General features: G+C 65.8%; 20 protein-coding genes. 6 read left to right on the plus strand and 14 right to left on the minus strand.

The genetic code is table 11. From position 1 onward, the window contains the following. The first annotated feature begins 70 nt into the window (after positions 1 to 70). On the plus strand, positions 71 to 1,531 hold the full coding sequence (locus tag BBTA_RS14420; RefSeq protein ID WP_012043221.1) for an ATP-binding protein: 1,461 nt from the start codon (positions 71 to 73) through the stop codon (positions 1,529 to 1,531). Further along, complete coding sequence (locus BBTA_RS14425) at positions 1,528 to 4,485, plus strand: bifunctional [glutamine synthetase] adenylyltransferase/[glutamine synthetase]-adenylyl-L-tyrosine phosphorylase (protein ID WP_012043222.1); 2,958 nt, start codon at positions 1,528 to 1,530, stop codon at positions 4,483 to 4,485. The genes BBTA_RS14420 and BBTA_RS14425 overlap by 4 nt, the downstream gene beginning before the upstream one ends. Positions 4,486 to 4,522: 37 nt before the next feature. Here BBTA_RS14425 and BBTA_RS14430 read toward each other — a convergent pair whose 3' ends face one another. Genes BBTA_RS14430 through BBTA_RS14450 form a run of 5 tightly spaced genes read right to left on the minus strand, consistent with a single transcriptional unit; the run spans position 4,523 to position 10,536 of the window. Further along, the gene (locus BBTA_RS14430; RefSeq protein WP_012043223.1) at positions 4,523 to 4,765 is read right to left on the minus strand and encodes a formate dehydrogenase subunit delta; all 243 of its coding nucleotides are present in this window, start codon (positions 4,763 to 4,765) and stop codon (positions 4,523 to 4,525) included. Further along, a complete protein-coding gene (gene fdhD / locus BBTA_RS14435; protein WP_012043224.1) occupies positions 4,755 to 5,591 on the minus strand; it encodes a formate dehydrogenase accessory sulfurtransferase FdhD in 837 nt (278 codons plus the stop codon). The genes BBTA_RS14430 and fdhD overlap by 11 nt, the downstream gene beginning before the upstream one ends. 13 nt (positions 5,592 to 5,604) lie before the next feature. Then, positions 5,605 to 8,484 carry a formate dehydrogenase subunit alpha gene (gene fdhF, locus BBTA_RS14440; protein ID WP_012043225.1) on the minus strand — a complete coding sequence of 960 codons (2,880 nt, stop codon included), beginning with the start codon at positions 8,482 to 8,484 and terminating at the stop codon, positions 5,605 to 5,607. Between the two features lie 22 nt (positions 8,485 to 8,506). Continuing rightward, the gene (locus tag BBTA_RS14445) at positions 8,507 to 10,063 is read right to left on the minus strand and encodes an NADH-quinone oxidoreductase subunit NuoF (RefSeq protein ID WP_012043226.1); all 1,557 of its coding nucleotides are present in this window, start codon (positions 10,061 to 10,063) and stop codon (positions 8,507 to 8,509) included. Then, positions 10,060 to 10,536 (minus strand): formate dehydrogenase subunit gamma, encoded by a 477-nt coding sequence (locus BBTA_RS14450; protein WP_012043227.1) that lies wholly within the window; start codon positions 10,534 to 10,536, stop codon positions 10,060 to 10,062. Before BBTA_RS14450 ends, BBTA_RS14445 begins: the two co-directional genes overlap by 4 nt. Before the next feature lie 260 nt (positions 10,537 to 10,796). On the opposite strand from BBTA_RS14450, the gene BBTA_RS14455 reads away from it, so the two are divergent. Then, positions 10,797 to 11,690 (plus strand): LysR family transcriptional regulator, encoded by an 894-nt coding sequence (locus BBTA_RS14455; RefSeq protein WP_012043228.1) that lies wholly within the window; start codon positions 10,797 to 10,799, stop codon positions 11,688 to 11,690. Between the two features lie 81 nt (positions 11,691 to 11,771). On the opposite strand, the gene BBTA_RS14460 is transcribed toward BBTA_RS14455, so the two are convergent. From BBTA_RS14460 to BBTA_RS14495, 9 genes are all read right to left on the minus strand, one after another. Then, the gene (locus BBTA_RS14460; protein WP_012043229.1) at positions 11,772 to 12,089 is read right to left on the minus strand and encodes an antibiotic biosynthesis monooxygenase; all 318 of its coding nucleotides are present in this window, start codon (positions 12,087 to 12,089) and stop codon (positions 11,772 to 11,774) included. 339 nt (positions 12,090 to 12,428) lie between these two features. After that, complete coding sequence (locus BBTA_RS14465) at positions 12,429 to 14,753, minus strand: PAS domain-containing sensor histidine kinase (RefSeq protein ID WP_012043230.1); 2,325 nt, start codon at positions 14,751 to 14,753, stop codon at positions 12,429 to 12,431. A gap of 207 nt (positions 14,754 to 14,960) precedes the next feature. After that, the gene (locus tag BBTA_RS14470) at positions 14,961 to 16,349 is read right to left on the minus strand and encodes a cation diffusion facilitator family transporter (protein WP_012043231.1); all 1,389 of its coding nucleotides are present in this window, start codon (positions 16,347 to 16,349) and stop codon (positions 14,961 to 14,963) included. Positions 16,350 to 16,457: 108 nt separating this feature from the next. Then, positions 16,458 to 17,426, minus strand: a complete 969-nt coding sequence (locus BBTA_RS14475; protein WP_012043232.1) for a zinc-binding dehydrogenase — start codon at positions 17,424 to 17,426, stop codon at positions 16,458 to 16,460. Between the two features lie 131 nt (positions 17,427 to 17,557). Further along, positions 17,558 to 17,977 carry a CBS domain-containing protein gene (locus BBTA_RS14480; protein ID WP_012043233.1) on the minus strand — a complete coding sequence of 140 codons (420 nt, stop codon included), beginning with the start codon at positions 17,975 to 17,977 and terminating at the stop codon, positions 17,558 to 17,560. A 245-nt stretch (positions 17,978 to 18,222) separates the two neighbouring features. Beyond that, positions 18,223 to 19,539 carry an oxalate/formate MFS antiporter gene (gene oxlT, locus BBTA_RS14485; RefSeq protein ID WP_012043234.1) on the minus strand — a complete coding sequence of 439 codons (1,317 nt, stop codon included), beginning with the start codon at positions 19,537 to 19,539 and terminating at the stop codon, positions 18,223 to 18,225. 245 nt (positions 19,540 to 19,784) lie between these two features. After that, positions 19,785 to 21,074 carry an oxalate/formate MFS antiporter gene (oxlT, locus tag BBTA_RS14490; RefSeq protein WP_012043235.1) on the minus strand — a complete coding sequence of 430 codons (1,290 nt, stop codon included), beginning with the start codon at positions 21,072 to 21,074 and terminating at the stop codon, positions 19,785 to 19,787. A 258-nt stretch (positions 21,075 to 21,332) separates the two neighbouring features. After that, positions 21,333 to 21,470: a hypothetical protein gene (locus BBTA_RS40740; RefSeq protein WP_012043236.1), complete on the minus strand. Its 138-nt coding sequence runs from the start codon at positions 21,468 to 21,470 to the stop codon at positions 21,333 to 21,335. A gap of 282 nt (positions 21,471 to 21,752) precedes the next feature. Then, on the minus strand, positions 21,753 to 22,106 hold the full coding sequence (locus BBTA_RS14495; protein ID WP_244424421.1) for a hypothetical protein: 354 nt from the start codon (positions 22,104 to 22,106) through the stop codon (positions 21,753 to 21,755). A gap of 321 nt (positions 22,107 to 22,427) precedes the next feature. On the opposite strand from BBTA_RS14495, the gene BBTA_RS14500 reads away from it, so the two are divergent. The 3 genes from BBTA_RS14500 (at position 22,428) to BBTA_RS14510 (ending at position 26,306) form a co-directional block, all read left to right on the plus strand. Further along, positions 22,428 to 23,381, plus strand: coding sequence for a helix-turn-helix domain-containing protein (locus BBTA_RS14500; RefSeq protein ID WP_012043238.1), 954 nt, complete (start codon positions 22,428 to 22,430; stop codon positions 23,379 to 23,381). A 52-nt stretch (positions 23,382 to 23,433) separates the two neighbouring features. After that, positions 23,434 to 24,657, plus strand: a complete 1,224-nt coding sequence (locus tag BBTA_RS14505; RefSeq protein WP_012043239.1) for an acyl-CoA dehydrogenase family protein — start codon at positions 23,434 to 23,436, stop codon at positions 24,655 to 24,657. Between the two features lie 287 nt (positions 24,658 to 24,944). Then, a complete protein-coding gene (locus BBTA_RS14510; protein WP_244424422.1) occupies positions 24,945 to 26,306 on the plus strand; it encodes a serine hydrolase in 1,362 nt (453 codons plus the stop codon). Positions 26,307 to 26,310 lie beyond the last annotated feature (4 nt).

Here is a 26,310-nt window from a genome sequence, read left to right on the forward strand (position 1 = left end):
TGCCCGTTTGATAGGTTCGGAGACCTATTCGGGCTGCAGCCGGGAGTTTGAGCGCTTTGAGGACAGGTTCGTGACGGCCTTCGGTAAGCTGATCCGCACCACGGCGTTCCGGTTGACGCTGGTCTATCTGCTGTTGTTTGCGTTGTTTGCCGCCTCGCTGCTCGGCTATTTCGCCTGGAACACCCGCCGTCTCATTACGGAGCAGATCTCGACCACGGTCACCGCCGAGATCAGCGAGATGACCGACATTTTCTCCCATCGCGGTCTGCGCGGCCTGGTCTACAACATCGAGAACCGCGCTTTGCGCCCCGGCGCCAATCTCTATCTGATCACCACGCCGACGGGGCAGGCGATCGCCGGCAATGTCGGCTCGCTCGCCCCGGGCGTGATGGGCTCGTCCGGCTGGTCGGAGACGTTCTATCGCCGGCTCGACGATTCCAGCGAGCAGAACCACCGCGCGCTGGTCTATGTCACGCAGCTGTCGAGCGGCTTTCGCCTTCTGATCGGTCGTGATCTGGAGGAGCGGCGGCGGCTGTTCGGGATAGTCGCCAAGGCGGCGCAATGGTCGGTGCTGGTGGTCGTCGTGCTCGGCATCGGCGGCGGCATCTTCGTGGCGCGGCGCGTCCTGCAGCGGATCGATGCGATGACCGGGACGACGCGCCGGATCATGGACGGCGATCTCACGGGGCGGCTGCCGGTCGGACGCAGTGGCGACGAACTCGATCGTCTGGCGGAAAATCTCAACGCGATGCTGGAGCGCATCGAGGCGCTGATGACCGGCCTCAAGGAGGTCTCCGACAATATCGCGCATGATCTGAAGACACCTCTGACGCGGCTGCGCAACCGCGCCGAGGAGGCGCTGGCGAAATCGCGCTCCGAGGACGAGTATCGCGCCGCGCTGGAGCGCACGATCGAAGAGTCCGATGGCCTCATCCGAACCTTCAATGCGCTGCTGATGATCGCGCGCGCGGAGTCGGGGCAGGCGCGCGGCGACATGGTCGAATTCGATGCGGCGGAGGTCGCCGGCGGCATCCACGAGCTGTATGAGCCGCTCGCCGAGGACAACGACATGACCTTGCGCGTCAAGGCGGCGGCAGCACCGGTGCATGGCAATCGCGAGCTGATCAGCCAGGCGCTTGCCAATCTCGTCGAGAACGCGATCAAATACGGCAAGCCGGCGGCGCTGCCGCTCGATCCGAATGCGGCGGCGGCGACGCGCGAGATCCTGATCGAGGCGCGGCGCGAGGGCGGTCAGGTGCTGCTCAGCGTGACCGATCATGGCGAGGGCATTCCGGAGGCCGAGCGCAAGCACGCCGTCGAGCGTTTTGTTCGGCTCGAGGCATCCCGCACCTTGCCGGGTTCCGGGCTGGGACTCAGTCTCGCTTCGGCGGTTGCGACCTTGCATGGCGGCGAATTGCGGCTTGGCGACGCCAGGCCGGGGCTGATCGCGACCCTCGTTCTGCCCGCGGGCGCCGGGGTGCCCGCGAAGCTTGCGGCGCCGACACAGGATGTGCCACAGAAGGCCGCATGACCTCATCCGCGCCGGGAAACGCGGACGGGCAGATCCTGGCCGAACGTTTCGTTTCCGGCCCGCATGTCCGTGCGCCCGACAAAGCCGAACATCGCCTCAATGAATGGCTCGCCGAACTCGAGCCATCCTTGGCTGCTTCGCTTCGCGCGTTGCTGGCCAAGGGCTTGCCGCGGAGCATCCTGCTCGGCATTGCCGAGTGCTCGCCCTATCTGTTCGATCTCGTCCGGGCCGATGCCCGCCGCTTCGAGCGCCTGTTGCGTTCCGAGCCGCAGGCGCATCTGGCCGAGCTGATCAGCCGCACCGGCCGCGAGGTGTTCGCCGCGACCAGTGAGGCCGACGTCATGCGCCTGCTGCGGCAGCTGAAGTCGGAAGCGGCGCTGTTGATCGCGCTGTGCGACATCGGCGGCGTCTGGCCGGTCATGCAAGTGACGGCGGCACTGACCGATGTCGCGGTCTCGGCGGTGCAGATGGCGCTGCGATATCTGCTGCGGCAGGAGGCGGTGCGCGGCCGACTGGCGCCGCGCGATGCCGACGATCCGGAGCAGGGCTGCGGCCTGTTCGTGCTCGCAATGGGCAAGATGGGCGCCGGCGAGCTGAACTATTCCAGCGATATCGATTTGATCGTGTTCTTCGATCCCGAGGTCCATTCGCTGGCCCGCGACATCGAGCCGCAGCCGTTCTTCGTCCGCGTCACCCAGGCGCTCGCCCGGCTGCTGCAGAGCCGCACCGCCGATGGCTATGTGTTCCGCGTCGACCTCAGACTGCGGCCGGATCCGGCCTCGACCCAGGTGGCGATGTCGACCGAGGCGGCGCTGCATTACTACGAGCGGGAAGGGCGCACCTGGGAGCGTGCCGCGATGATCAAGGCGCGCATCTGTGCCGGCGACGTCGCCGCCGGCGAGGCGATGCTGGCAGAGCTGTCGCCCTTCGTCTGGCGCAAGCATCTCGACTTCCAGGCACTGACCGACGTGCACGACATGAAGCGCCAGATGCAGGTGTATCGCGGTCACAGCGAGATCGCGGTTGAGGGGCATAACGTCAAGGTCGGGCGCGGCGGCATTCGCGAGATCGAGTTTTTCGCCCAGACCCAGCAATTGATCGCCGGTGGACGGCATCCCGAGCTGCGGGTGCGTCCCACGCTGCAGGCGCTCGGCGTTCTCACGGCCAGCAAATGGATCACCGAGCAGGCGCGGGACGAGCTCACTACGGCCTACGAATTCCTGCGCCGGGTCGAGCATCGGCTGCAGATGATGGCGGACGAGCAGATCCACAGCCTGCCTGACGACGCCGAGGGCGTCAGCCGCTTCGCCTGTTTCTTCGGCTATGAGAGCCGCGAACGCTTTGCGAGCGATCTGCTGTTCCATCTCAATATCGTGCAGGGACATTACGCACGGCTGTTCGAAGGCGACCCGACCGGTACGGTCAGCCTGCCACCGGTGAATTACGGCGCGGGTCCCGATGAGCCGCGCCTGATGGAACATCTTGCGGGGCTGGGTTTCCGCGATCCGGTCATGGTCGCCAAGACCTTGCAGCAATGGCTGGCGGGCGAGTATCGCGTGTTCCGGACCGAGGCGACACGCACCAGCTTCACCGAGTTCCTGCCGGCGCTGATCGATGGCCTCGCCCATGCCGACGAGCCGGACCGCGCCGTCGTTGCCTTCGACCGCTTTCTGCAGGCGCTGCAGCTCGGCGGACGGCTCATTTCGTTGCTTGGGCAGAACCGCGATCTGGTGGCGCTGGTGGCGCTCGTGCTCGGCGCTGCGCCGCGGCTCGGCGATATGCTGGCGAGGCAGCCGCGGCTGATGGATGGCCTGATCGATCCGCGCTTCTTCGGCGCCATGCCGGACAAGCGGGAATTGTCGCAGCGCCTGGCTGCGACCCTGCAGGACGCCGGCACCTATGAGGAGTTTCTCGACCGTCTCCGGCTGTTCGGCCAGGAAAGCCTGTTCCTGATCGGCACGCGCATTCTTTCCGGCACCGTCTCGGCGCAGCAGGCCGGAACCGCCTTTGCCGATGTCGCCGAGGGCATCGTTCACACCGTCCACGGTCTGGTCACGGAGCGCTTCGCCGCCCAGCATGGCCGCATCAAGGGCCAGGAAACCGCGATCATCGCGATGGGCCGGCTCGGCGCCCGGGAAATGACGGCGTCGTCGGATCTGGACCTGATCCTGCTCTATGACTTCGACGCCGACGAACCGGATTCCGACGGTGAGCGTTCGCTGCAGGGCGCGCATTATTTCGCGCGCTTCACGCAGCGGCTGATCTCCGCCTTCACCTCGCGTACCAATTACGGCGTGCTCTACGACATCGACATGCGGCTGCGGCCGTCGGGCCGCGCCGGTCCGCTCGCGTCGCATCTCGACTCCTTCGCGCATTATCAGGAGCGGGAGGCCTGGACATGGGAGCATATGGCGCTGACGCGCGCTCGCGTCATCTCCGCTTCACCGGCCTTTCGCGCCCGCATCGAAGAGATCATCCAGACCGCGCTGCGGCGGCCGCGCGACCCGGTTGCCATCGCGCGTGATGTCGCCGACATGCGCCGGGCAATCGCGGCCGAGAAGGGCGAGGCGGATCTGTGGGACCTCAAGCACGCCGCGGGCGGCATGGTCGACATCGATTTCGTCGCGCAATATTTGCAGCTCGTGCATGCGGCGACCAAGCCGGAGATCCTCGATGTCAGCTCGCTGCAGGTGCTCGACCATGCAGAGCGGCTCGGCGTGCTGCCGCGCGCCGATGCCGTGATCCTGCGCCATGCGGCACGGCTCTATCATGACTTGACGCAGATCCTGCGGCTCTGCGTCAGCGACAAGTTCAAGCCGGATCAGGCCGGGGAGGACCTGCTGCGCGTGTTGGCCCGCGCCGGCGACGCGCCGGATTTTTCGGCGCTCGAGGCGCGCTTGCGTGAAACCCAGAGCGAAGTGCGCCGGGTGTTCACGTCACTGTTGGAGGAATAGCTGAACGCGAGCGATCGGGCTGCCGGGGAGCCGCGCGCTACGCTTTTTCCTTGGCGACCGCCGCCTGCTTCAGCCTGCCGATCGCTTCCTTCACCGCCGGATCAAGTCCGGCGCCGCCGGCGTCGTGATGCGCGAAGATGCTCTTCAGCATCCGCGGGTCCCAGAACTTCTTGATGTGCTCGGCGACGCCGCTCACGGCCTGCTCGCCGCCCTGGGATTGGAAGAACTTGCCGATCTGGTTGGCCATGTAGACCAGGCGGTCGTGGGTGCTATGCGACATGGGGTGTGTCCGTCTGTGCTGATCGCGCGCCGGTCTCGGCACTCGCGACGATCCGTTCGGGATGGGTGAAGATTTCGAAGCCGTCATTGCGGGCGACCGCAATCAGCGTGATGCCGGCGGCCTCGGCCATGCGGATGGCGAGCGCGGTGGGGGCGGAGACGGCGACCAGCACGGGCGCGCCCATCGCCGCCGCCTTCTGCACCAGTTCGACCGAGACCCGGCTCGTCATGATCACGAGTCCTTCGCTGGCCGCGCAGCGCGACTGCGCCAAATGGCCTGCGAGCTTGTCGAGCGCGTTGTGGCGGCCGACATCCTCGCGCAGGCTCACGATGCCGCGCGCCGGCGTCCAGAACGCCGCGGCATGCACGGCGCGGGTCTCGTGGTTGAGCTTCTGCAACGGCTCGATCGCCGCCAGCGCGGCCATGACGTCACGTGGGGCGAAGCGCCGGCCCGCCGCGACATGTGCTGCCGGGCGTACCGCTTCGGCGAGGGAGTCGATGCCGCACAGGCCGCAGCCGGTGGGGCCCGCGATGTTGCGGCGGCGCTCGGCCAGGCGTTCAGCCAACGCGTCGGGCAGCCACATGCGCAACTCGATGCCGTCATCCAGCGCGACGATATCGAGCGAGACGATCTCATCGCGGCTGGCGACGAGACCCTCGTTGAGGCTGAAGCCGATGGCGAAATCGGCAAGATCCTGCGGCGTCGCCATCATGACGGCCTGGGTGCCGCCATTATAGGTCAGTGCGACCGCGGTCTCCTCCGGAACGCGGCGGTGGCCCTCGGTGAGGGCTCCGTCGCGCCAGACCAGACGATCCGCGATGCGCACTGCATCGGTCATGCTACTCCGCCGCCTCCACGATCGGGGCGATGCGGCGCGAGTTGCGGGCCTGCTCGTCATAGGCCTTCTGCCAGTCCGACGGGCCGTTGGACTGCGACACCTGCACCGCCGTGACCTTGTACTCCGGACAATTGGTCGCCCAGTCGGAATAGTCCGTCGTGATGACGTTGGCCTGGGTCAGCGGATGGTGGAAGGTGGTGTAGACCACGCCCGGCGCCACACGCTCGGAGATCAGCGCATGCAAGGTGGTCTCGCCGGCACGGCTGGTCAGCCGCACCCAGTCGCCGTCGCGGATGCCGCGCTGCTCGGCGTCGTGCGGATGGATCTCCAGCACGTCCTCGCCATGCCACACCACGTTGTCGGTGCGCCGCGTCTGGGCGCCGACATTGTACTGCGACAGGATGCGGCCGGTGGTGAGCAACAGCGGGAAGCGCGGGCCGGTGCGCTCGTCGGTCGCGACGTATTCGGTGACCACGAACTTGCCCTTGCCGCGGACGAAGCCGTCGACATGCATGATCGGCGAGCCCTCGGGATAGGTTTCGTTGCAGGGCCACTGCACCGAGCCCATCTCCTCGAGCTTCTGATAGGAGACGCCGGTGAAGGTCGGCGTCAGCGCCGCGATCTCGTCCATGATCTCCGAAGGATGGTTGTACTTCATCTCGAAGCCCATCGCCTTGGCGAGACCGATCGTGACCTCCCAGTCGGCGAGGCCGTTGCGCGGCGTCATCACCTTGCGGACGCGCTGGATGCGACGCTCGGCGTTGGTGAAGGTGCCGTCCTTCTCCAGGAAGGTCGAGCCGGGCAGGAAGACGTGGGCGTAGTTGGCGGTCTCGTTCAGGAACAGGTCCTGGACGATGACGCATTCCATCGCCGACAGCGCCTGCACGACATGCGTGGTGTTCGGATCCGACTGCAGGATGTCCTCGCCCTGCACGTACAGCCCCTTGAAGGTGCCGTCGATCGCGGAGTCGAACATGTTGGGGATGCGCAGGCCCGGCTCAGGGTTGAGCTTGACGTTCCACATCGCCTCGAACTGGTCGCGCACCGCGTCGCCCGAGATGTGCCGGTAGCCCGGCAGTTCGTGCGGGAACGAGCCCATGTCGCAGGAGCCCTGCACGTTGTTCTGGCCGCGCAGCGGGTTCACGCCGACGCCGCGGCGACCGATATTGCCGGTCGCCATCGCGAGGTTGGCGATTGCGATCACCGTGGTCGAGCCCTGGCTGTGCTCGGTGACGCCCAGGCCGTAATAGATCGCGCCATTGCCGCCGGTGGCGTAGAGGCGGGCGGCGCCGCGGATCGCTTCCGGGTCGACGCCCGAGATGGCGGCGATTGCCTCCGGGCTGTTCTTCTCCAGCGCGACGAACTCGGCCCAGTCCTGGAACTCGCTCCAATCGCAGCGCTCGCGCACGAAGGTCTCGTTGACGAGGCCTTCGGTGACGATCACATGCGCCATCGCGGTCATGATCGCGACGTTGGTGCCGGGCAGCAGCGGCAAGTGATAGTCTGCCTCGATATGCGCCGACTTCACGAGATCGATCTTGCGCGGATCGACCACAATCAGCTTGGCGCCCTGGCGCAGCCGCTTCTTCATGCGCGAGCCGAACACCGGATGTGCGTCGGTCGGATTGGCGCCGATCACCATGATGACGTCGGAGTCCTCGACCGAGTCGAAGTCCTGCGTGCCGGCCGAAGTGCCGAAGGTGGTGGCGAGGCCGTAGCCGGTGGGCGAGTGGCAGACGCGGGCGCAGGTGTCGACATTGTTGTTGCCGAAGCCGGCGCGGATCAGCTTCTGCACCAGATAGGTCTCTTCGTTGGTGCAGCGCGACGAGGTGATGCCGCCGATCGAGTCGCGGCCATACTTGGCCTGGATGCCGCGCATCTTCTGGGCCGCAAAGGTGAAGGCCTCGTCATAGGAAACCTCGCGCCAGGGCTGATCGATGCTCTCGCGGATCATCGGCTTGAGGATGCGCTCCTTGTGGGTCGCATAGCCATAGGCGAAGCGGCCCTTGACGCAGGAATGGCCGCGATTGGCCTTGCCGTCCTTGTACGGCACCATGCGCACGATTTCCTCGCCGCGCATCTCCGCCTTGAAGGTGCAGCCGACGCCGCAATAGGCGCAGGTGGTGACCGCCGAATGCTCGGGCTGGCCGATCTCGATCACGCTCTTCTCGGTCAGGGTCGCGGTCGGGCAGGCCTGCACGCAGGCGCCGCAGGACACACACTCCGAACCGAGGAAGCTCTCGCTCATGCCCGGCGACACCCGGCTGTCGAAGCCGCGGCCGGAGATGGTCAGCGCGAACGTGCCCTGGACCTCCTCGCAAGCGCGGACGCAGCGCGAGCAGACGATGCACTTGGAGGGATCGTAGGTGAAATAGGGGTTCGACTCGTCCTTCGGCAGCCAGGCCGGGTTGGCTTCGCCGCAGGCGTCGGCGAACACGTGGTTCTCACCCTGGTTGCCGTAGCGCACGTCGCGCAGGCCGACCGCGCCGGCCATGTCCTGCAACTCGCAATCGCCATTGGCGGCGCAGGTCAGGCAGTCGAGCGGATGGTCGGAGATGTAGAGCTCCATCACGCCTTTGCGCAGCTTCTTCAGCCGCTCGGTCTGGGTGTGGACGACGAGCCCCGGCGCCACCGGCGTGGTGCAGGAGGCCGGCGTGCCGGCACGGCCCTCGACCTCGACGAGGCAGAGTCGGCAGGAGCCGAACGCGTCGACCATGTCGGTCGCGCATAGTTTCGGGATCTGCGTGCCGGCCTCCATGGCCGCGCGCATGATCGAGGTGCCCGCGGGAACGGTGATGCTCTGGCCGTCGATGGTGAGCGTCACCATCGTTTCGGACTTGGAGCGCGGGGTGCCGTAATCGGTTTCGTGGATGAGTGACATGGCGGTGTCCTTTCCCGAATGTCTATTCCGCAGCCTGCAGGCGCGGCTGCTGAGGTCCGAAGTCCTCACGGAAGTGTTTCAGCGCTGATAGCACAGGATAGGGCGTGAAGCCGCCGAGGGCGCACAGCGAGCCGAGCTTCATAGTGCCGCAGAGGTCTTCGACCAGCGCAATGTTCTCGGCGACGCGCTCGCCGCGGCGGATCTTGTCGATGGTCTCGGCGCCGCGCGTCGAGCCGATGCGGCAGGGCGTGCACTTGCCGCAGGATTCGATGGCGCAGAACTCCATCGCGAAGCGCGCCTGCTTCGACATGTCGACGGTGTCGTCGAACACGACGATGCCGCCATGGCCGATCAGGCCATCCTTGGCGGCGAACGCCTCGTAGTCGAACGGGGTATCGAACAGCGCCCGCGGGAAGTAGGCGCCGAGCGGCCCGCCGACCTGCACCGCGCGCACCGGGCGGCCAGTGAAGGTGCCGCCGCCGATGTCGTCGACCAGTTCACCGAGCGTGATGCCGAACGCGGTCTCGAACAGGCCGCCGAACTTGACGTTCCCCGCGATCTGGATCGGCATCGTGCCGCGCGAGCGCCCCATGCCGAAATCGGCATAGGCCTTGGCGCCCTCGTCGAGGATGAAGGGAATGGCGGCGAACGACAGCAGATTGTTGACGACGGTCGGCTTGCCGAACAGGCCGTGATGCGCCGGCAGTGGCGGCTTGGCGCGGACCACGCCGCGCTTGCCTTCCAGGCTCTCCATCAACGCGGTCTCTTCGCCGCACACATAGGCGCCGGCGCCGGTGCGGACCTCGAGATCGAAGGTGTAGTTGGAGCCGGCGATCTTGTCGCCGAGCAGGCCGGCCTTCTTGGCGATCTCGATCGCCTTGGCCATGGTCGCGATCGCGTGCGGATATTCCGAGCGGGTGTAGATGTAGCCCTTGGTGGCGCCCACCGCGATGCCGCAGATGGTCATGCCTTCGATCAGCACGAAGGGATCCCCCTCCATCAGCATGCGGTCGGCGAAGGTGCCGCTGTCGCCTTCATCGGCGTTGCAGATGACGTATTTGCGATCGGCCGCGGTCTGCGACACCGTCTTCCACTTGATGCCGGTCGGGAAGCCGGCGCCGCCACGGCCGCGCAGGCCGGACGTCGTGACCTCGGCGATGACCGCATCCGGCGTCAGCGTCAGGGCGCGGGTGAGGCCCTTGTAGCCGCCATGGGCGCGGTAGTCGTCCAGCGAGAGCGGATCGACGATGCCGCAGCGGGCGAAGGTGAGGCGGGTCTGCCGCTTCAGCCACGGAATCTCCTCGGTCAGGCCGAGCGACAGTTTATGCGGCTTGTCGGCGATGATGGCGTCGAGCAGCGACGGCGCGTCGTCAGCGGTCACCGGACCGAAGCCGAACCGGCCCTGCGCCGTCTCCAGCTCGACCAGCGGCTCCAGCCAGTACAGGCCGCGGGACCCGTTGCGGACGATCTCGACCTCGGCTCCGCGTTCAAGCGCAGCCTTGTGCAAGGCCTGCGCAACCTCATCGGCGCCGACGGCGAGCGCGCCGGCATCACACGGGACAAAAAGACGCACGCTCATCGCTGGGCCTCCGAGACGAGAGCATCAATCCGGGCTTCGTCGAGCCGACCGACCAGGCGGCCGTCCAGCATCGCCGACGGCGCGGTGGCGCACAGGCCGAGGCAGTAGATCGGCTCCAGCGTCACGCGCTCATCGGCTGTGGTGTTGCCAAGGGCAATGCCGAGCTTGGCTTCGGCGCGGGCGGCAAGCGCATCGCCGCCAGCGGCCTGGCAGGCCTCGGCGCGGCACAGCTTGAGCACGTGACGACCAGCCTTCTTGGCGCGGAAATCATGGTAGAATGTAAACACGCCGTAAACTTCGGCGCGCGACAGGTTCAGCGCGGTGGCGATCATCGGGATCGCCTCTTCCGGCACGTAGCCGAACGCCTCCTGCAGCGCGTGGAGGATCGGCAAGGTCGCCCCCTCCATCTTGCTGTGTTCTGCGATGATTTCGGCGCCGCGCGCCGTCTCCCAGGTTTCGTACACCGGCGTCATCCTGATCCCGATTCAAGCGCTGCAATCGTTTCGCATATCTGAATTGGAATTGCTCAAGATATCAATAAAGCTGTCCCGTGCTGCGATAGCGAAACGCAATCGAGAGATAATTAGAAGTTGACGGAAAATGGGCTTTCCCGGGACGGGGATGCGGCGTGTTTTGCGGTGTCGGTGCCTTCGCCGACGTGGTAGAATTTCCCTATGGCCGATAATGCCGAAGACGTGCGGAACCAGGCTATTCAACTGCTGGAAGGCCGACCTTGATCGATAAGCTCGAACTGCTGCTGGCGCTGGCCAAGGAGCGTCATTTCGGCCGGGCGGCGGAGGCGTGCGGGGTCACCCAGCCGACGATGTCGACCAGCATCAAGCAGCTCGAGGAGATCCTCGGGGTGATGCTGGTGCAGCGTGGTTCCCGGTTCCAGGGTTTCACGCCGGAGGGGGAGCGCACGCTGGATTGGGCGCGCCGGATCGTCGGCGACTTCCGGGCGATGCGTCAGGAGATCAACGGCCTCAAGGACAAGCTCTCCGGTGAAATACGGCTTGCGGCGGTTCCGACCGTGCTCGGCATGGTGGCCTCGCTGACCACCCCGTTCCGCGCCCGTCATCCGGAGGTCCGGTTCCGCATCATGTCGTGCACGTCGGCCGACGTGCTGGGCCTCTTGGAGAACCTCGAGGTCGATGCCGGGCTGACCTATATCGAGAACGAGCCGATCGGCCGTGTCCGCACCATCCCGCTCTACAACGAGAGCTACCGGTTGCTGACGGCGCCGGACAGCATGTTCGGCGATCGCGACCAGGTGACCTGGCAGGAGGTCGGACAGGTGCCGCTGTGCCTCCTGACCCCGGACATGCAGAACCGCCGCATCATCGACCGCGCGCTGCGCGCGGCGGGCAACGAGGTGACGCCGACGCTCACCTCGAATTCGCTGCTGGTGCTCTACACCCATGTGAAGACCGGCCGCTGGGCCAGCGTGATGCCCGCCAAGCTGGCCGAGACGTTGGGGCTCGCCGACAAGGTGCGCTCGATCCCGATCGTCGATCCCGTGATCAACTACCAGATCGGCCTCGTTATCCCGCAGCGCGATCCAATGACGCCGCTGATCGCAGCCCTGGTGCAGGTCGCCCGCGAGGTCGCGCCGAGCCTGCAGGCGTGAGGGGTGTTGGCGCACGCTGACGGCGCTGGTCGGCTTGTCGCCTCGGATGCCCTGGGTCACAGCTGGCCGATCCGGTCTCGATCACGGCCGGCACGTGGTCCGCAGCTCGTAATGCGTCGCCTGCTTATCGTAGCGACTGAGCAGGTTCTGCGCGGCCAGCGGCACGACGGCCGTTTCATGCGCCGGCCCGGCGAAGCGAACGATCGCGTCCCGATCAGCGAAGGTCATGATCGTCATGAATTCGACCTCGGCCTCGAGCGGCTTGAGCAATAGCTCGATGCCCAGAAATCCGTCGAGCTTCCGATTCACGATGCCCGGAAAGATGGTCGCGCGGAGGAGGTCCTCATAGGCATCTGCATTCGCCGGGCTGGTCCAGCCGCGCCAAACACGCTTCAGCATCTGATCGTCCCTCAGGTGATGTCGTCACCCGAGCTATCGCATGGTGGCCGCGCCCGGGACTTGGCGAAAATTGCGCTGCCGGCGGGCCTGGCTTGTGCGCGCGGCGCGCGGTCACGCCCAGGCGGGTCACAGTCGCCCGGAGGCATGTCGGATCAAGAGCCCGCGAACGTCTCCCGCATCACCGCCGCCTCCGGCCGGGTCACCGGGACCTGCGCCCGCAGGCGTCGCTTGCGTCCTCGCCATTCACGCCGGTCAGAGGGGGCGTGACATCCGATCTCCGGCGCGTCGTCCAGGCAAGCCGTGACCGCCCGCTGCGCGGAGCACGACAACCGCTCGGCATCACGCCGCGACCGAGATGCTCGCCGTGGCCTTGTAGGCATCGCGGGGCAGGGTGACGCGGACCACGGTGCCGGACTCGATCCGCGAGCGCAGCCGCATCGAGCCGCCATGCAGCTGGGTCAGAGAGCGGGCGATGGCGAGGCCCAGGCCGGAGCCGTGATAGGTCTTGGTCATCTGGCTCTCGACCTGCTCGAACGGGCGGCCGAGCCGCGCCAGCGACTGCGCGGGAATGCCGATGCCGGTATCGGCGATGATGAGCACGACCTTGTCGTCGAACACGCGGCTGCGCATCGTGACCCGGCCGCCTTCGGGCGTGAACTTGACCGCGTTGGACAGCAGATTGACCATGATCTGCTTGGTGGCGCGGCGGTCGGCGACGATCGGGATGTTGCCCTCGATGTCGGCGTCGAGCACCAGGCGCTTGTCCTGCGCGCGGCCGGAGACGACGCGCAGCGACTCGGCCAGGGTCTTGGCGAGGTCGAGCGGCTCCATGTCGAGCTTCATGCGGCCGGCCTCGATCTTGGACATGTCGAGGATGTCGTTGATGACCTCGAGCAGATACTGACCCGACGTCAGTATGTCGTGGCAGTATTCCTGGTACTTCTCCGAGCCGAGCGAGCCGAACATGCCGCTGCCCATGATCTCGGAGAAGCCGATGATGGCGTTGAGCGGCGTGCGCAGCTCGTGGCTCATATTGGCGAGGAATTTCGACTTGGTCTGGTTGGCTTCCTCGGCGCGGGTCTTTTCCTGCGAGTACTTCTCGGCGAGGTCGGCGAGCTCGATCGCCTGGCGCTCCAGCGCGCTCTGTGACCGCTGCAGGTCGATGACGGTGGCGCGCAGGCGCAGGTCATTGTCGACGAGCTTCTGCTCGTGCTCCTTGATGCGGGTGATGTCGGTGCCGACCGACACGTAGCCGCCGTCCTTGGTGCGGCGCTCGCTGATATGCAGCCAGCTGCCATCGTCGAGCTGTGCCTCGAAGGTGCGCGCGCCCGGGGATTGCTGGCTGTGGTCGTGCAGCCGGGTGCGGATCTCCGGCATTTTGCCAACCTCGATGACGGTCTCGTAGGAGGTGCCGGGGATGACGGCGGAGTCCGGCAGCTTGTGCAGCTTCTGGAAGTGCGAGTTGCACAGCACGAGGCGGTTGTTGGCGTCCCACAGCACAAAGGCTTCGGAGATGGTCTCGATCGCGTCGCGCAGCCTGAGATCAGCCTCGACGGTCTTCTCGGCGAGGCTCTTCTGCTCGGTGATGTCGACCGCGATGCCGATCAGGTGAAGGCCGGAAGCCGTGGTGCCCTGGCTGAGCTCACAGCGCACGCGGAGCCAGATCCAGTGACCCTCGGTGTGACGCATCCGGAAGCTCTGGTCGATCTGGTGGATGTCGCCGGCGACCAGCTGGTCGGCGATCGCGAACAGGTCGATGTCGTCGGAGTTCACCAGCGCATTGACCTCGCCGAAGGTGAGGAGGTCGGTGCGGTTGTCGAGGCCGAGCATCTCGAACATCGAGTTCGACCAGAAGATCCGCCCGCGCGACAGGTCCCAGTCCCACAGGCCGCAGCGGCCGCGGTTGAGCGCGGTGTCGATCCGTCCGCGCACGGCATCGTTGATGAGGTCGCCCTCGCGAGCGCGGGTCGACTGCCAGTGGAAGGCGAAGCCGAGGATCAGCACGACGAATCCGGTGGTGGCGGACAGCGTGACGGACAGCGCGGCGTCCGATCCCCAGATCGGCTCCAGCTTCTCCTGGATGATGACGACGCGGCCGGGCAGGGCCTTGATCAGCTGTGAGATCGCAAATGCCGGCCGGCCGTTCGGCAGCGTGATCTCGGTGACCGCGCCCTGCAGCCCCGGCGTCGCCAGCAGTTGGGCCGTCGAGATCAGGTCGAGGATGCGGTCGTTCTCGCCGAGCGCGGCATCGACCGGCACGCGGGCCAGGATGCGGTGGTCGGCGCCGGTGACGATCACGTGGCGGCCGGGCGCGGCGCCCCAGGCGGGAATCATATCCGGCAGCAGGCTCTGCAGGTGCTCGATATGGGCAACCCGGTCCGGACGCATCGCCATATGGCCGATGCGGTCCGCGAGCAGGTCGGAGACCGCGGTGAGGTCGCGCTTGGTCGCGGCGCGCTTCTGCCGGCTCTGGTCGAGCACCTGGACGAAGGCGCCGAGGCAGATGGTGACAAGAAAGGCGATGATCAAAGTAGGGACAGCACGACGCAATACCGGCTCAGCAGTCAGCAGCCTTTGATAGGCCGGTTTCGCGATCGATTGCGCCAACCCCTTGATGGAATCAGAAGATTGGACGCACGCGTTCGCGGCATGCGCACGCGCCATGCTGTAGACCCCCGAGACTTCCTGGATACCCGAATTTCGAAAGAGCCCCAGCCGCTTCCGAATCAAGTCAATTTGAATCCAGATTTGTCGGGCTGTCGAGAGTCAACGATTTGGCAAAAGCTAATAAATCTTATCCAATGCGGATTTGCCATGGCAAAAAGCCGGCGGAGCGAGTCCGAAGCGGGAACGGAGCGTGACGTTTAGACTTTAGCCGTGTGGCGGCTCGGCGTGGCTGATGACGCGCTTGACGCTCGGGAACGCGCGCCGCAGCCCGCGCTCGATGTGATCGACATTGTCGTGCACCTTCAGCACGCTCATGGACGGCGCGGCGCGGCAGTGAAAGTTGACGATCTCGCCGGCTTCGGTGTTGCGGACGCGGACATTGTGCACGTCGTACATGTCGGTCTCGGCCGCGAAGCGCTGCAAGGCTGCTGCGATCTGCGCAACAAATTCGGGCGGTGAGTCGACGCCGAACGGCAATTCCGGCTCCAGCGGTTCGATATGCGTGTCGACCTCGACGTCGGCGCCGAACTCCTCGCGGATGCTGCGCTCCAGCTCGTGCGCGATCGCATGCGCCGCGACCAGGGTCATGTCGCCGTCGACCTCGAGGTCGATGGCCACGATCAGCCGTCCGCCAACGTCGTGGACGGTGACGTGATGGATGGCGAGGCCGGAATTGCGCGCGATCACCATGATGCGCTCGCGCACGCTCTCATTGCTCAGCGCGACCGGCACGGTCGTGAAGGTCACGTCCGCACCGGCGAGGCTGGCATCGACGGCGGCCTGCGCGTCGCGCTTGATGTCATGAACGCGGTCGATCGGGTAGGTGCGCGGCACCTGCACCGTGGCATCGACGAAATGCGTCGCGCCGACGAGGCGGACGCGCAGCCGCTCGACGTCGACGACGCCGGCCACGGACCGGATCGCGGCGCGCGCCTTCTCGGCCGCCCCGTCCGGCGCGCGGTCGAGCAGGGTTTCCACGGTGGAGCGCGCCAGCCGCAGGCCGAGCACCGAGATCATCAGCGCCACCGCGATGGCCGCGGCGGAATCGCCCCACCAGAATCCGAGCGCCGTCAGCACAAGACCGGCGATCACGGCGACCGAGCCCAGCACGTCCGAGGCGAAATGCAGCGCATCCGCCGCCAGCGCCTGGCTGTGCGTCTCGTGAGCCGCCCGATGCAGCGCGCGGGCGCGCCAGAAGTTGACGGCGATGTCGATGAGCAGAACCAGGAATGGAACGGCCGAGAGCGTCGGCGGCGGCGCCGCCTCGCGCAAGCGGCTGACCGATTCGACCAGCACGCCGCCGGCAAGCACGTAGAGCAGGGCGATCACGCCGAGTGCCGACAGGCTCTCCAGTTTGCCATGGCCATAATGATGTTCGTCATCGGCGGGCCGGTCCGATACCCGAACGACCATCCAGGTGATGACGGTCGCGACGACGTCTACCGCGCTGTGCAACGCCTCCGAGACCAGCGCGAGGCTGCCGATCAGGACGCCGACGACGAACTTCGCCGCGGCCATGCTGGCGCTCGCCGCGATCGAAATCGCAGCGACGCGGACCTTTCCGGAATCGACATGGGAGACGGCGTCGTTCATGGGCGCGGATTTAGCAGCCGATGCCCCGCCGTGAAAGCCGGCATCGCGCGCCGAAACCGTGTTTGCCGTGCACTGTTTTGATTGCGTCTAAATATCAGGCCGTTCGGCTCACAAGGTCACCACGATCTTGCCGAGATGCTTGTTCTCTTCCATGCGGGCGAATGCCCGGCCGATGTCGTCGAACGCGAAGACGCTGTCGATCGGAAGCCGCAATGTCCGGGATTCCACGGAGCCCCAGATGTCGCGCTTCACCTCGGCGAAGATCTCGCGGATCTCCGCGATCGAGCGCGTGCGGAAGGTGACGCCGACATAGGTGATGCGGCGGGCTGCGTGGAGATCGAAGTTGAAGTCGGCATGGGTGCCGCCGAGACGTCCGACATTGACGATGCGTCCGAGCACCTTGGTTGCGGCGAGGTTCTGATTGGCGACACTGCCGGACACCTGGTCGACGATCAGATCGACGCCCTCGCCGGCGGTGGCTTCGCGCACCTGATCGACCCAGGCGGGGTCGCTGGAATCGATCGCGAGATCGGCGCCGAATTCCGCAAGACGTGCGCGGCGCGTCGCATCGGTGGAGGAGCCGATCACGAGCGAGGCCCCCTTGAGCTTCGCGATCTGCATCGCCATCAGTCCGACGCCGGAGCTCGCGCCCTGGATCAGCACCCGCTGGCCCGGCTGCAACGCGCCATTGGTGACGACGGCGTTGTGCATGGTGGTGAGTGCGATCGGCAGCGTTGCGGCCTCGTCGAAATTCATGTTCGACGGCGCGTGGAACAGCCGGCCATGATCGGCGAGGGTGTATTCGGCGAAGGCGGCGGCGCCCGATCCCATCACCTTGTCGCCGACCTTCAGGCCCTTGGCGTCGGGGCCGAGCTCGGCGACCTCGCCGGCCCATTCCATGCCGAGCACGGTGCCGACGCCGCCGGCGGCGCCGTGCGCATGTCCTTTGGTCATGCCGAGGTCGGCGCGATTGAGGCCGCAGGCGCGCACGCGCACCAGCACCTGGGTGCCCGTCGGCGTGGGCTTGGCGACATCGGTGATCGCGGCGCCCTGGGCGCCGTAGACATAGGCTTTCATCACGGAATCCTGTCGGGTCAAACGGAGCGGGGCTTGCGGCCGCTCTCGGCCACGCACCGCCTAGCAGGCGGCGCGTTGCTTCGACAAGACTCCGGTGAGGACGACGCGGTTCCGTTGATCCGCCGGGCGGATCAGGCGGCGACCGGGGCTGCGGCCTCGTCGAAGGCGGACGACACGTCGCGCATGCTGATGACGCCCGCCAGCGCGAAATCGTCGATCACGGGCAGGTGGCGGATGTGGTGCACGTTCATGAGATGGCGCACATGCTCGAGCGTGTCGGTCGTGCTGCAGGAGATCAGCCGCTGCGGCGAGATCAGCTGCGAGACCTTCAAGTTGACGCCGGCGGCGCCGTGCTCGGCGATGGCGCGGACGACGTCGCGTTCGGTGAACATGCCGGCGGCAGTGTTGCCCTCGGTACGGACGACGTCCTTGACGACGAGGGCGCTCACATTGCCGGCCCGCATCAGCTGCGCTGCGACGCCGACGGTTTCGTTCATTCGCACCGTAATCACGCGCGCTGTCTTGTTGCGCAGGATGTCTCCGACTTTCATGGCAACCCTCCCGTTTGATCTAATGAACGGGCGAAGTCTGGTATACGTTATGCCAGAAGTCAATCGCCGTGATGGATTTTTATGCGGACGGTCGGGGAATGCGTCAGTCCTGCTGCCAGATCAGCAGGTTGAGAACGGTGAAGCTGCCTGTGGTGGCATCTGGCATGCGAGCGCAGCCTAAACAAAAAGGAGAGGCGCATGCATGCGCCTCTCCCCCTGTCCTGGGATCTGCTCGTCGTGAGAGGCTAGGCCGTCCGCGCATCCTGCGCGGCAGGGGCCGTCGCGGTCGCCTCCTTGCCGAGAATGAAGGCGCGGCGCAGCGGCTTGATGACGAACAGCGCCATCAATGCCGCGGTGGCATTCAGCGCGACACCGATCACGAACACGGCCTGCCAGCCATACTTGGCCGAGACGAGGCTCGCGAGCGGGACCAGCAGCGACGCGGTGCCCTTCGCCGTGTACAACATGCCGTTATTGGTGGTCGCGTATTTGCTGCCGAACGTGTCGCCCGAGGTCGCCGGGAACAGGCTGTAGATCTCGCCGAACACGCCGAAATAGACCGCGGTCGCCAGCACGAAGACGAGCGGGATGTGACCGTAGGTCGACAAGGTCAGCAGCATCAGCGCGGCGGTGCCGAAGGCGATGAACATCGTGTGCTCGCGCCCGATATTGTCCGAGACCCAGCCGAACAGCGGACGACCGAAGCCGTCGAAGATTCGATCGAGCGAGATTGCGAAGGTCAGCGCCGCCATCTGGAAGCCGGCGAGAGACACCGGCTCATTGGCGATGCCGAAATCCTTGGCGATCGGCGCGATCTGAGCGGCGGTCATCAGGCCGCCGGACGCGACCATCACGAACACCAGATACATGATCCAGAAGATCGGCGCGCGCAGCACCTGCGGCGGCGTGTAGTCGATCTTGGTCTGTGGCAGATTGAGCTGCTTTTTGCGCGCCGGCGCGGCATGGCTCGGCGGTCGCAGGAACAAGGCGAGGACGAACACGATCAGGCCCTGGCCGATGCCGAAGGTGAAGAACGCGCTCTGATAGCCGCTCGCGGCGATCATGCTGGCAATCGGCACCACGGTCAGCGCGGCGCCCGCGCCGAAGCCGGCGGCGGTCGCACCGGCCGCAAGACCACGGCGATCGGGAAACCATTTCAGCGCATTGCCGACGCAGGTGCCGTACACCGCGCCGGCGCCGATGCCGCCGACAACCGCGGCCGCGTAGAGCAGGGTGAGCGAGTCGGCATAAGAGTTGAGCACCCAGGCCAGCGCGATCATGACGCCGCCGAACATGATGACGATTCGCGGGCCGTATTTGTCGACGAACCAGGCCTCGACCGGCACCAGCCAGGTCTCGGTGACGACGAAGATCGTGAAGGCCAGCTGGATCGCGGTGCGACCCCAATGGTACTTCGCATCGATCGGATCGACGAACAACGTCCAGCCATATTGCAGGTTGGCGATCATCGCCATGCAGACGATGCCCATCGCAAGCTGGATCCACCGGAAGCCGCTGGAGTGCGGCGGGGCGGACGGTGACGCCTCTGTGCTGGAAACCATGAATCCTCCCAAACCGCGCTCTCTTCGAGGTCGCCGCCGCAGGCAGCGTGCGCCTCATCTGCGCGTCAGGGCATTCTGGTATAATATATTCCAGCCTGCAATATGGCGCATGCCAGAGGCTTGGCGATGTTGCCCTGCAACCAAATCAGGTCACGCGGCCAAGCAAAGGAAAACGCTCGGCAAAATGCCGAGCGTTCGCTGTATTGAATCGTTCCAGTTTATTTTTCGCTGCAGTGCGAAGGGGGTCAGGACAGCATCGACTTCTCGACCACCACCTTGCGCCAGGGCTTGAGGACCGCGATCGCGAGCAGCGAGGCCAGGATGTTGGCGCCGGCCGCGATCATGAACACCTGGTCCCAACTGCCCGAGGACTGCTGCATGTAGTTGGCGATTGGCACCAGCAGCGCCGCCGTGCCCTTGGCGGTGTAGAGCAGGCCGGCATTGGTGGTCGCGAACTTGGTGCCGAACGTGTCGGTGCAGGTCGAGGGGAACAGCGAGTAGATCTCGCCCCAGGCGAAGAACACGAAGCCCGACAGGATCACGAACCAGATCGGATCGTGGCCCAGCATGTACAGTGCCCAGATGCCGATGCCTTCCATGCCGAAGGCGATGAACATCGTGTTCTCGCGGCCGATCATGTCGGAGATCCAGCCGAAGAACGGACGCGTCAGGCCGTTCAGCACGCGGTCGATGGTCGCTGCGAAGGTCACCGCCGTCATGGTCATGCCGATCAGCGTCACCGGAATGTTGTCGACCTTCCAGTCGCCGGCGATCGGCTTGAGATTGGCCGTCACCATCAGGCCGCCGGCGCCGACGATGACGAACATGAAGTACATGAGCCAGAAGATCGGCTGGCGGATCACTTCGGTCGGATTGTAGTTGCGGCGGCTCTGCACCAGATTCGTGTTCTGGGCCACGGCCGGCACCTGGCCTTCCTTCGGCGCGAACAGGAAGAAGGCGAGGATGACGATGATGATGCCCTGGCCGAGGCCGAAATACAGGAAGGTGGTCTGGAAGCCGGAGTCGCGGATCATGGCCTGGATCGGCGCCACGGTCAGCGCCGAGCCGGCGCCGAAGCCGGCGGCGGTGATACCTGCGGCGAGGCCGCGCTTGTCCGGGAACCATTTCAGCGCATTGCCGACGCAGGTGCCGTAGACGCCGCCGGCGCCGATGCCGGCGATGATCATGCCGAGGTAATAGCCGTTGAGCGAGGTGGCGTAGGCGTTGATCATCCAGCCGATGGCGCAGAGCACGCCGCCGACGAGGACGACGATGCGCGGGCCATATTTGTCGACGAACCAGCCCTCGACTGGCACCAGCCAGGTCTCGAACAGCACGAAAAGTGTGAAGGCCCACTGGATCGAGGCGCGATCCCACCCGAAAGTCTTGGCGATGTCGGGGACGAAGAAGGTCCAGCCATATTGGTAGTTGGCGATCATCACCATCGCGGCAACGCCCACAGCGAGCTGTGTCCAGCGATAGGCGTCGCTTACTCTTGCTGTTGCGGGGGCCCCCGCGTGAGCCAAATCCGTCATGTGTCCTCCCAATGCGCTTTTGCTTTGTCTATGGCGCTGGACCCATCCTTGTATGCCTTATGCCAGCGCTCAAGCGGCTCAAGACCCGTCGCGCCACTATGTCGCATACCGGCGAACCCGCCGAGGTTGAATCGAACGCCTCCGGGAACCAGCAAAGCACAAAAAAATGGCCCCGGTAAATTACCGGAGCCATCAGTCGGGAGGTTACTTAAGCCGAACTAATGCGGCACTGCGGGCCGCAGTTGCCGAATCGGGCCATCACAGGCCGAAATAGGGCAGGTCGCCGTTGCGGTTGGCGGCGCGGGCGCTCGTCATCAGCACGCGGTCGAGGGCGGCGAGCAGGCGGCCGAACAGGGAGACGGGCTGGACGAGGGGAAGGGCGACGGTCTTGGCCATGGACTTTCTCCATCAGTGAGGCGGTAGGACGTTCTGACTGAGGAGAATTTACGTATACCAGATGCCAGATACAACGCGTCTTATTGCATGGCGGTATGAGAATTTTGCGCTGCAGCAGCAATGTTACAATTTGAAAATCCAATCGAAAGTGTTCCTCTCATACCGAAAGAGCCGCCCAATGCGCGGATCCCGGCGTGAAAACGGTAACAAGATACTTCAGTAGATTGTCCTGCGCCTGATCGCGCGGTCGAGCCCTGGCGCGGCAGCGGCGCTCGGTCCCCGCTAATGCTTCGGGCGCTCAGTTTGCAGGCGTAGCTGCTCAAGCTGGTGCTCCAACAAGGCTTCCACGGCGGCCCGCCCGGCAAGGTCCTGATCAATCAGGCTGAGATGGAGCTCAGCGCGCTGCGCAACACGCTCCCAGATCTTAGTGACGCGATCGAAGGGGGGATCGATCCGTCTAAGCATCAGCTCCGATTGGCAATCATCGATGTCTTGCGATGTGAACTCGCTGGAGCCGTCGGCCCAATGGTTCATCGTCAGGACCCAGTAGTCGACCAGGTCGGTGTCGGGCAAAAGCTGGAACCGCCTGCCGCGCGTCGTGTAGTTTTGGACCTTTTCGAGGCGTTCGTGCTTCAACAGAGCTTCCAGCTCGTCTCGCCGGTCAGTCACTATATGAATTCCTTAAAGCATAAAGCCGGTATGAATATGCAGACTGCCTACCTCGCTACCTTATCTGCGACAAAATGTCCACCCTAGATTGTGCTGTTTTGCCGCGCTCTCAGTCTTGCTCAGGGACATCATCAATCCCGGGAGAGCTATGCGAGCCAGTTCGCCTGACCGCAGCGAGCCGCCAACCCTGCATGGCCTTGTTCTGCATGAAACTTGCTGCGCCGGCGGCGACGGGACTAGCCTGAGGGCGAGAGCGGCGAAAGCCGCGGGCGGTCCGAGGAGATTCCCATGGCCATGCGGCGCAGTTGGCGCGCGGGCGCGCAGGACGCCGATCCGGCGGGCGCCTGGGCGGAGGGGCTCGCCAACGCGTTTGTGAGGCTCGATTTCGAAGGGCCGCGCGGGGCGCCTTTTGCCGGTGTGATCGATCAGGCGGATCTGGGCGACCTCAAGCTGTCGCGCGTTCGGGCGAGCGCCCATGGTGTCTGGCGGCGCGCCGAGCACGCGCGCAGCGCCCGAGCCGATCTGGTGTTTGTCAACCTGCAGGTGGCAGGCGTCGGCGTGACGGCCCAGGGCGGGCGCGAACGCAGGACCGCGCCGTTCGATCTGGCCGTCGCCGACACGCTCGCGCCGTTCGCGATCGCCCATCGCGAACCCTTCGAATTGATCTGCGCCGGTCTGCCGCGCGCGCTGGCACCGCCCGAACTGATGGCGCGCGGAGGCGTCGCCCTGTCGCGCACCCCGGCCGCGCGCGAGATCGCCAGATTGCTGCTGGGCTGCGCCGGCCTGGCGCTGAATCCGGCGAGCACGCCCACGGCTGCCGCGGCCGCCGCGCGTTGCTTTCTGGATTTACTCGCGTCCGCCGCCGACAGCCTCGATGAGGCCCCCGTGCGCGGACTGACGGCCGCGCATGTTCGCGACTATATCGGCCAGAACTTCCGCGATGCCACGCTGAGCGCCGCGCGCGCGGCGCGCGCCTTCGGCGTGTCGGAGCGCCACATTCAAAAACTCCTCGCGGGCGGCGGGGCGTCGTTCGGCGAGACGCTGGCCGGACTGCGTCTGGAGGCGGCGGCGCAGGCGCTTGCCGCCGGCGGCGGCTCGGTTGCGCAGATCGCCTATGAGTGTGGCTTCAGCGACCTCTCGACGTTCCACCGCGCCTTCAAGGCGCGGTTCGGCGAGACGCCGGCGGCGTATCGCGCCGCGCGGGTTCGCCTGCCGCCACTGGCCGTTCGCTCCACGCCATAGCCGCCGCGCGCCGGGGCGCTAGCTTGAGCCATTCCCGCTCAAGGAGGCGCCCATGGACTTCTCGCTTTCGCCCGCCCAGGCCGACCTGCGCGCCAAGGCGCGCGCTTTCGCAAAATCGCGGCTGTCGGAGGTGCCGGCGCTGCTGGCGAAGGAGTCGACGCCCGAGACGCGGTTTCGGGCCACCAGGCCGGTCTATGAGGACCTCGTGCGCGAGGGATTTCTGGCCCGGCTCGTGCCGGTGCCGTTCGGCGGCGGCGGAACGGGCGTCGTCGACATGGCCGTGGTGGCGGAGGAGTTTCACGCCGTCGATGTCAACGTCACGCTGACGATGCTCGCCAATCTTTTGGGGCTCACGCCCATCTTCATGGCCGGCACGCCCGAGCAGCACAGGCGTTGGATTGCGCCGTTCACATCGCAGAAGGGCGCGCCGCTCGCCGCGCTGTGCAACAGCGAACCCGGCGGCAGCGCCAATTTCGACGCGCCTGAGGGCACGCGCACGACAGCGGAGCTCGCCGACGGAGAATGGACCATCAATGGCCGCAAGCAATGGGTGTCGGCGGCGACGGGATGGGACGGGCGCGGCGCCGATGTCCTCACGGTGGTCGCGCGAACCCGGACGCCGGACGGCGGCACAGGCCTGACGCTGATCGGCGTCGAGGGGCCGACCAGCGGCATCGTGCTGGAGCGGGCCCACGATTCTCTCGGCTTCAAGGGGCACCTGACCCCGCGTTTCCGATTCGAGAATGTGAAGGCGCCGGAATCCGCGACCATCGGCGCCATCGGCGGGGCGCGCGATTTGGTGGCGGGCAGCTTCATCGCCACGGCGGCGCTGGTCGGTGTGTTCGCGACGGCGGTCATGCGCGCCGCGTTCGCCTTCGCGTATGGATTCGCCGCGACCGAGACGCGCGGCGGCGCGCATCCGATCCTTGGCCACCAGGCGGTGGCTTTCGCGCTCGCCGACGCCAAAGGCAAATTGGAGGCCGCGCGCGCGCTGAGTTGGCGGGCGTGCTGGGCGGCCGACGCCAACCTGCCCGGCGCAGCCGAACTCGCATTGCATTCCAAGGTGTTCTGCTCGGAGATGGCCGTCGGTGTCATCGTCGATCTGATGCGGGTGGTCGGCATCGATTCCTACGATCACGAATTGCCGCTGGCCGGCTGGTTGCAGGACGCGATGGCGTTCCCGCTGTTCGACGGGGGCAACAATGGCGTGCGCCGGCGCCAATTGCAGGCCATCCTGTCCGCGCCGGACTATGACCCGCTGTCGACCGTCGGATGATGGCGAACAAGGAATGGCGGCCCCGCGTGGCCGAGCTTGTGAGGCGGCGGGGAGGGGGGCGCGCCGATCGTTTCCGGCGAGAGCGGTGATCCGTGATCTCTCGCAAGGAAGACGTCACGGGCCACGCACACGCACACGCACCGACATGACATCTGGCAGATTGGAAAGCTGGAAAATGTTTTGACGCGATACCACGCTGTCAAAGCGCTGGATGAGTATTATGCTGCGATCGGGTCGAGCTCGCAGCGTGGGATCCAATGCGCATTCGCCAGATTGTTTTCGCCGTCGTGCTGCTCGGCGCTTTGGTCCGGTTCGGGCCTGCCACAGCTGAAGATGGCTTCCCAGCAGCGGAGTGGGAGCGCGCCACCCCTGCACAAGTGGGCTGGTCAGAGACCGAATTGGCTCAAGCGCGATCCTTTTCGGATCAGATTCGCTCGAGCGCGGTTGTGATCGTTCAGCACGGAAAGGTCGTGGCCGACTGGGGCAATACGACAAAGCCGACGGCGCTCGAGTCAATCCGCAAGAGCCTGCTCAGCGCCCTGATCGGCATCGCAATGTCGGATCACCTGATCAGCCTCGGCAGCACGCTTGGCCAGCTCGGCATCGACGATCATCCGCCTGGCCTGACCGGGATCGAGAAGGGCGCGACGGTGCGCGAACTCCTGCAAGCGCGTTCCGGGGTCTACCACGCGGCGCTCTACGAGACGCCGGACATGGCCAGGATGAGACCGCCGCGCGGCAGCCACCCGCCCGGCACCTTCTGGTATTACAACAATTGGGACTTCAACGCGCTCGGCACGATCTACGAGCACGCAACCGGCACCGGCATCTTCGAGGCGCTCGACCGGAAGATTGCAAAGCCGATCGGCATGCAGGACTACCGGCCACAGGATGGCAGCTACGTCCGCGGCGAAGCGTCGATCCATCCCGCCTATGCGATCCGCATGAGCGCACGGGACTTGGCGCGTTTTGCGCTTCTGTATCTGCACAAGGGCCATTGGGCCGGACACCAGATCGTGCCACGGGAGTGGGTGGATGAGAGCACGCGTGCCTATTCGAGAGCGCCGTCCGGGCTGGGCTATGGCTATCTCTGGTGGAACGGGTTTCTGGGCGGTGCCGTTGCGCCGACGGTGACCTTGCCCGAGGGCAGCTTTTGGGCCGAAGGTGCCGGCGGCCAATACGCCTTGGTTGTGCCCGCACTCGACCTCATCGTGGTGCACCGCGTCGACCGCGACACGCCCTCCACCGAACCTTCCATGCGCAGCATGGCCAGGTTCTTCTGGCTGATCCTGAAGGCCGCGGGCCATGATCCCGGCCCCGACGCCTCGCTCACCGCAGCGACCGGCGAACGACCGACAGGTGAGACCCTGGCCGCGACATTCAAGGGCAAGACGCTCAGCTTCGGTGCCAAGCTCAGGAATGGTCCGTTCACAATGCGTTTCGAGCCCGATGGCCGGATGACCTATCCGCACTGGGACGAGTCCCTTGGACCTGCAACCGGGACATGGACGGTCGCGGAGAACAAGCTTTGTATCTTGATCTCGGAGGCCAGACGTCGCTGCTACATTCCAGTGTTGAACGGTGAACGGATCGAGTTGTTCGACCAGCTTGGCGTCATGCAAATCGCCGCGGTGGCGCTGCCGCAGTGATCTG

Origin of the sequence: Bradyrhizobium sp. BTAi1, from assembly GCF_000015165.1 — a bacterium.
Lineage (GTDB): Bacteria > Pseudomonadota > Alphaproteobacteria > Rhizobiales > Xanthobacteraceae > Bradyrhizobium > Bradyrhizobium denitrificans.

Excerpts from the sequence above, each read along its gene's own strand:
- BBTA_RS14425 (WP_012043222.1), top strand. The coding sequence starts at position 1,528 with ATGACCTCATCCGCGCCGGGAAACGCGGACGGGCAGATCCTGGCCGAA.
- BBTA_RS14430 (WP_012043223.1), bottom strand. The coding sequence starts at position 4,765 with ATGTCGCATAGCACCCACGACCGCCTGGTCTACATGGCCAACCAGATC.
- fdhF (WP_012043225.1), bottom strand. The coding sequence starts at position 8,484 with ATGTCACTCATCCACGAAACCGATTACGGCACCCCGCGCTCCAAGTCC.
- BBTA_RS14445 (WP_012043226.1), bottom strand. The coding sequence starts at position 10,063 with ATGAGCGTGCGTCTTTTTGTCCCGTGTGATGCCGGCGCGCTCGCCGTC.
- BBTA_RS14450 (WP_012043227.1), bottom strand. The coding sequence starts at position 10,536 with ATGACGCCGGTGTACGAAACCTGGGAGACGGCGCGCGGCGCCGAAATC.
- BBTA_RS14460 (WP_012043229.1), bottom strand. The coding sequence starts at position 12,089 with ATGCTGAAGCGTGTTTGGCGCGGCTGGACCAGCCCGGCGAATGCAGAT.
- BBTA_RS14465 (WP_012043230.1), bottom strand. The coding sequence starts at position 14,753 with ATGGCGCGTGCGCATGCCGCGAACGCGTGCGTCCAATCTTCTGATTCC.
- BBTA_RS14470 (WP_012043231.1), bottom strand. The coding sequence starts at position 16,349 with ATGAACGACGCCGTCTCCCATGTCGATTCCGGAAAGGTCCGCGTCGCT.
- BBTA_RS14475 (WP_012043232.1), bottom strand. The coding sequence starts at position 17,426 with ATGAAAGCCTATGTCTACGGCGCCCAGGGCGCCGCGATCACCGATGTC.
- BBTA_RS14480 (WP_012043233.1), bottom strand. The coding sequence starts at position 17,977 with ATGAAAGTCGGAGACATCCTGCGCAACAAGACAGCGCGCGTGATTACG.
- oxlT (WP_012043234.1), bottom strand. The coding sequence starts at position 19,539 with ATGGTTTCCAGCACAGAGGCGTCACCGTCCGCCCCGCCGCACTCCAGC.
- oxlT (WP_012043235.1), bottom strand. The coding sequence starts at position 21,074 with ATGACGGATTTGGCTCACGCGGGGGCCCCCGCAACAGCAAGAGTAAGC.
- BBTA_RS40740 (WP_012043236.1), bottom strand. The coding sequence starts at position 21,470 with ATGGCCAAGACCGTCGCCCTTCCCCTCGTCCAGCCCGTCTCCCTGTTC.
- BBTA_RS14500 (WP_012043238.1), top strand. The coding sequence starts at position 22,428 with ATGGCCATGCGGCGCAGTTGGCGCGCGGGCGCGCAGGACGCCGATCCG.
- BBTA_RS14505 (WP_012043239.1), top strand. The coding sequence starts at position 23,434 with ATGGACTTCTCGCTTTCGCCCGCCCAGGCCGACCTGCGCGCCAAGGCG.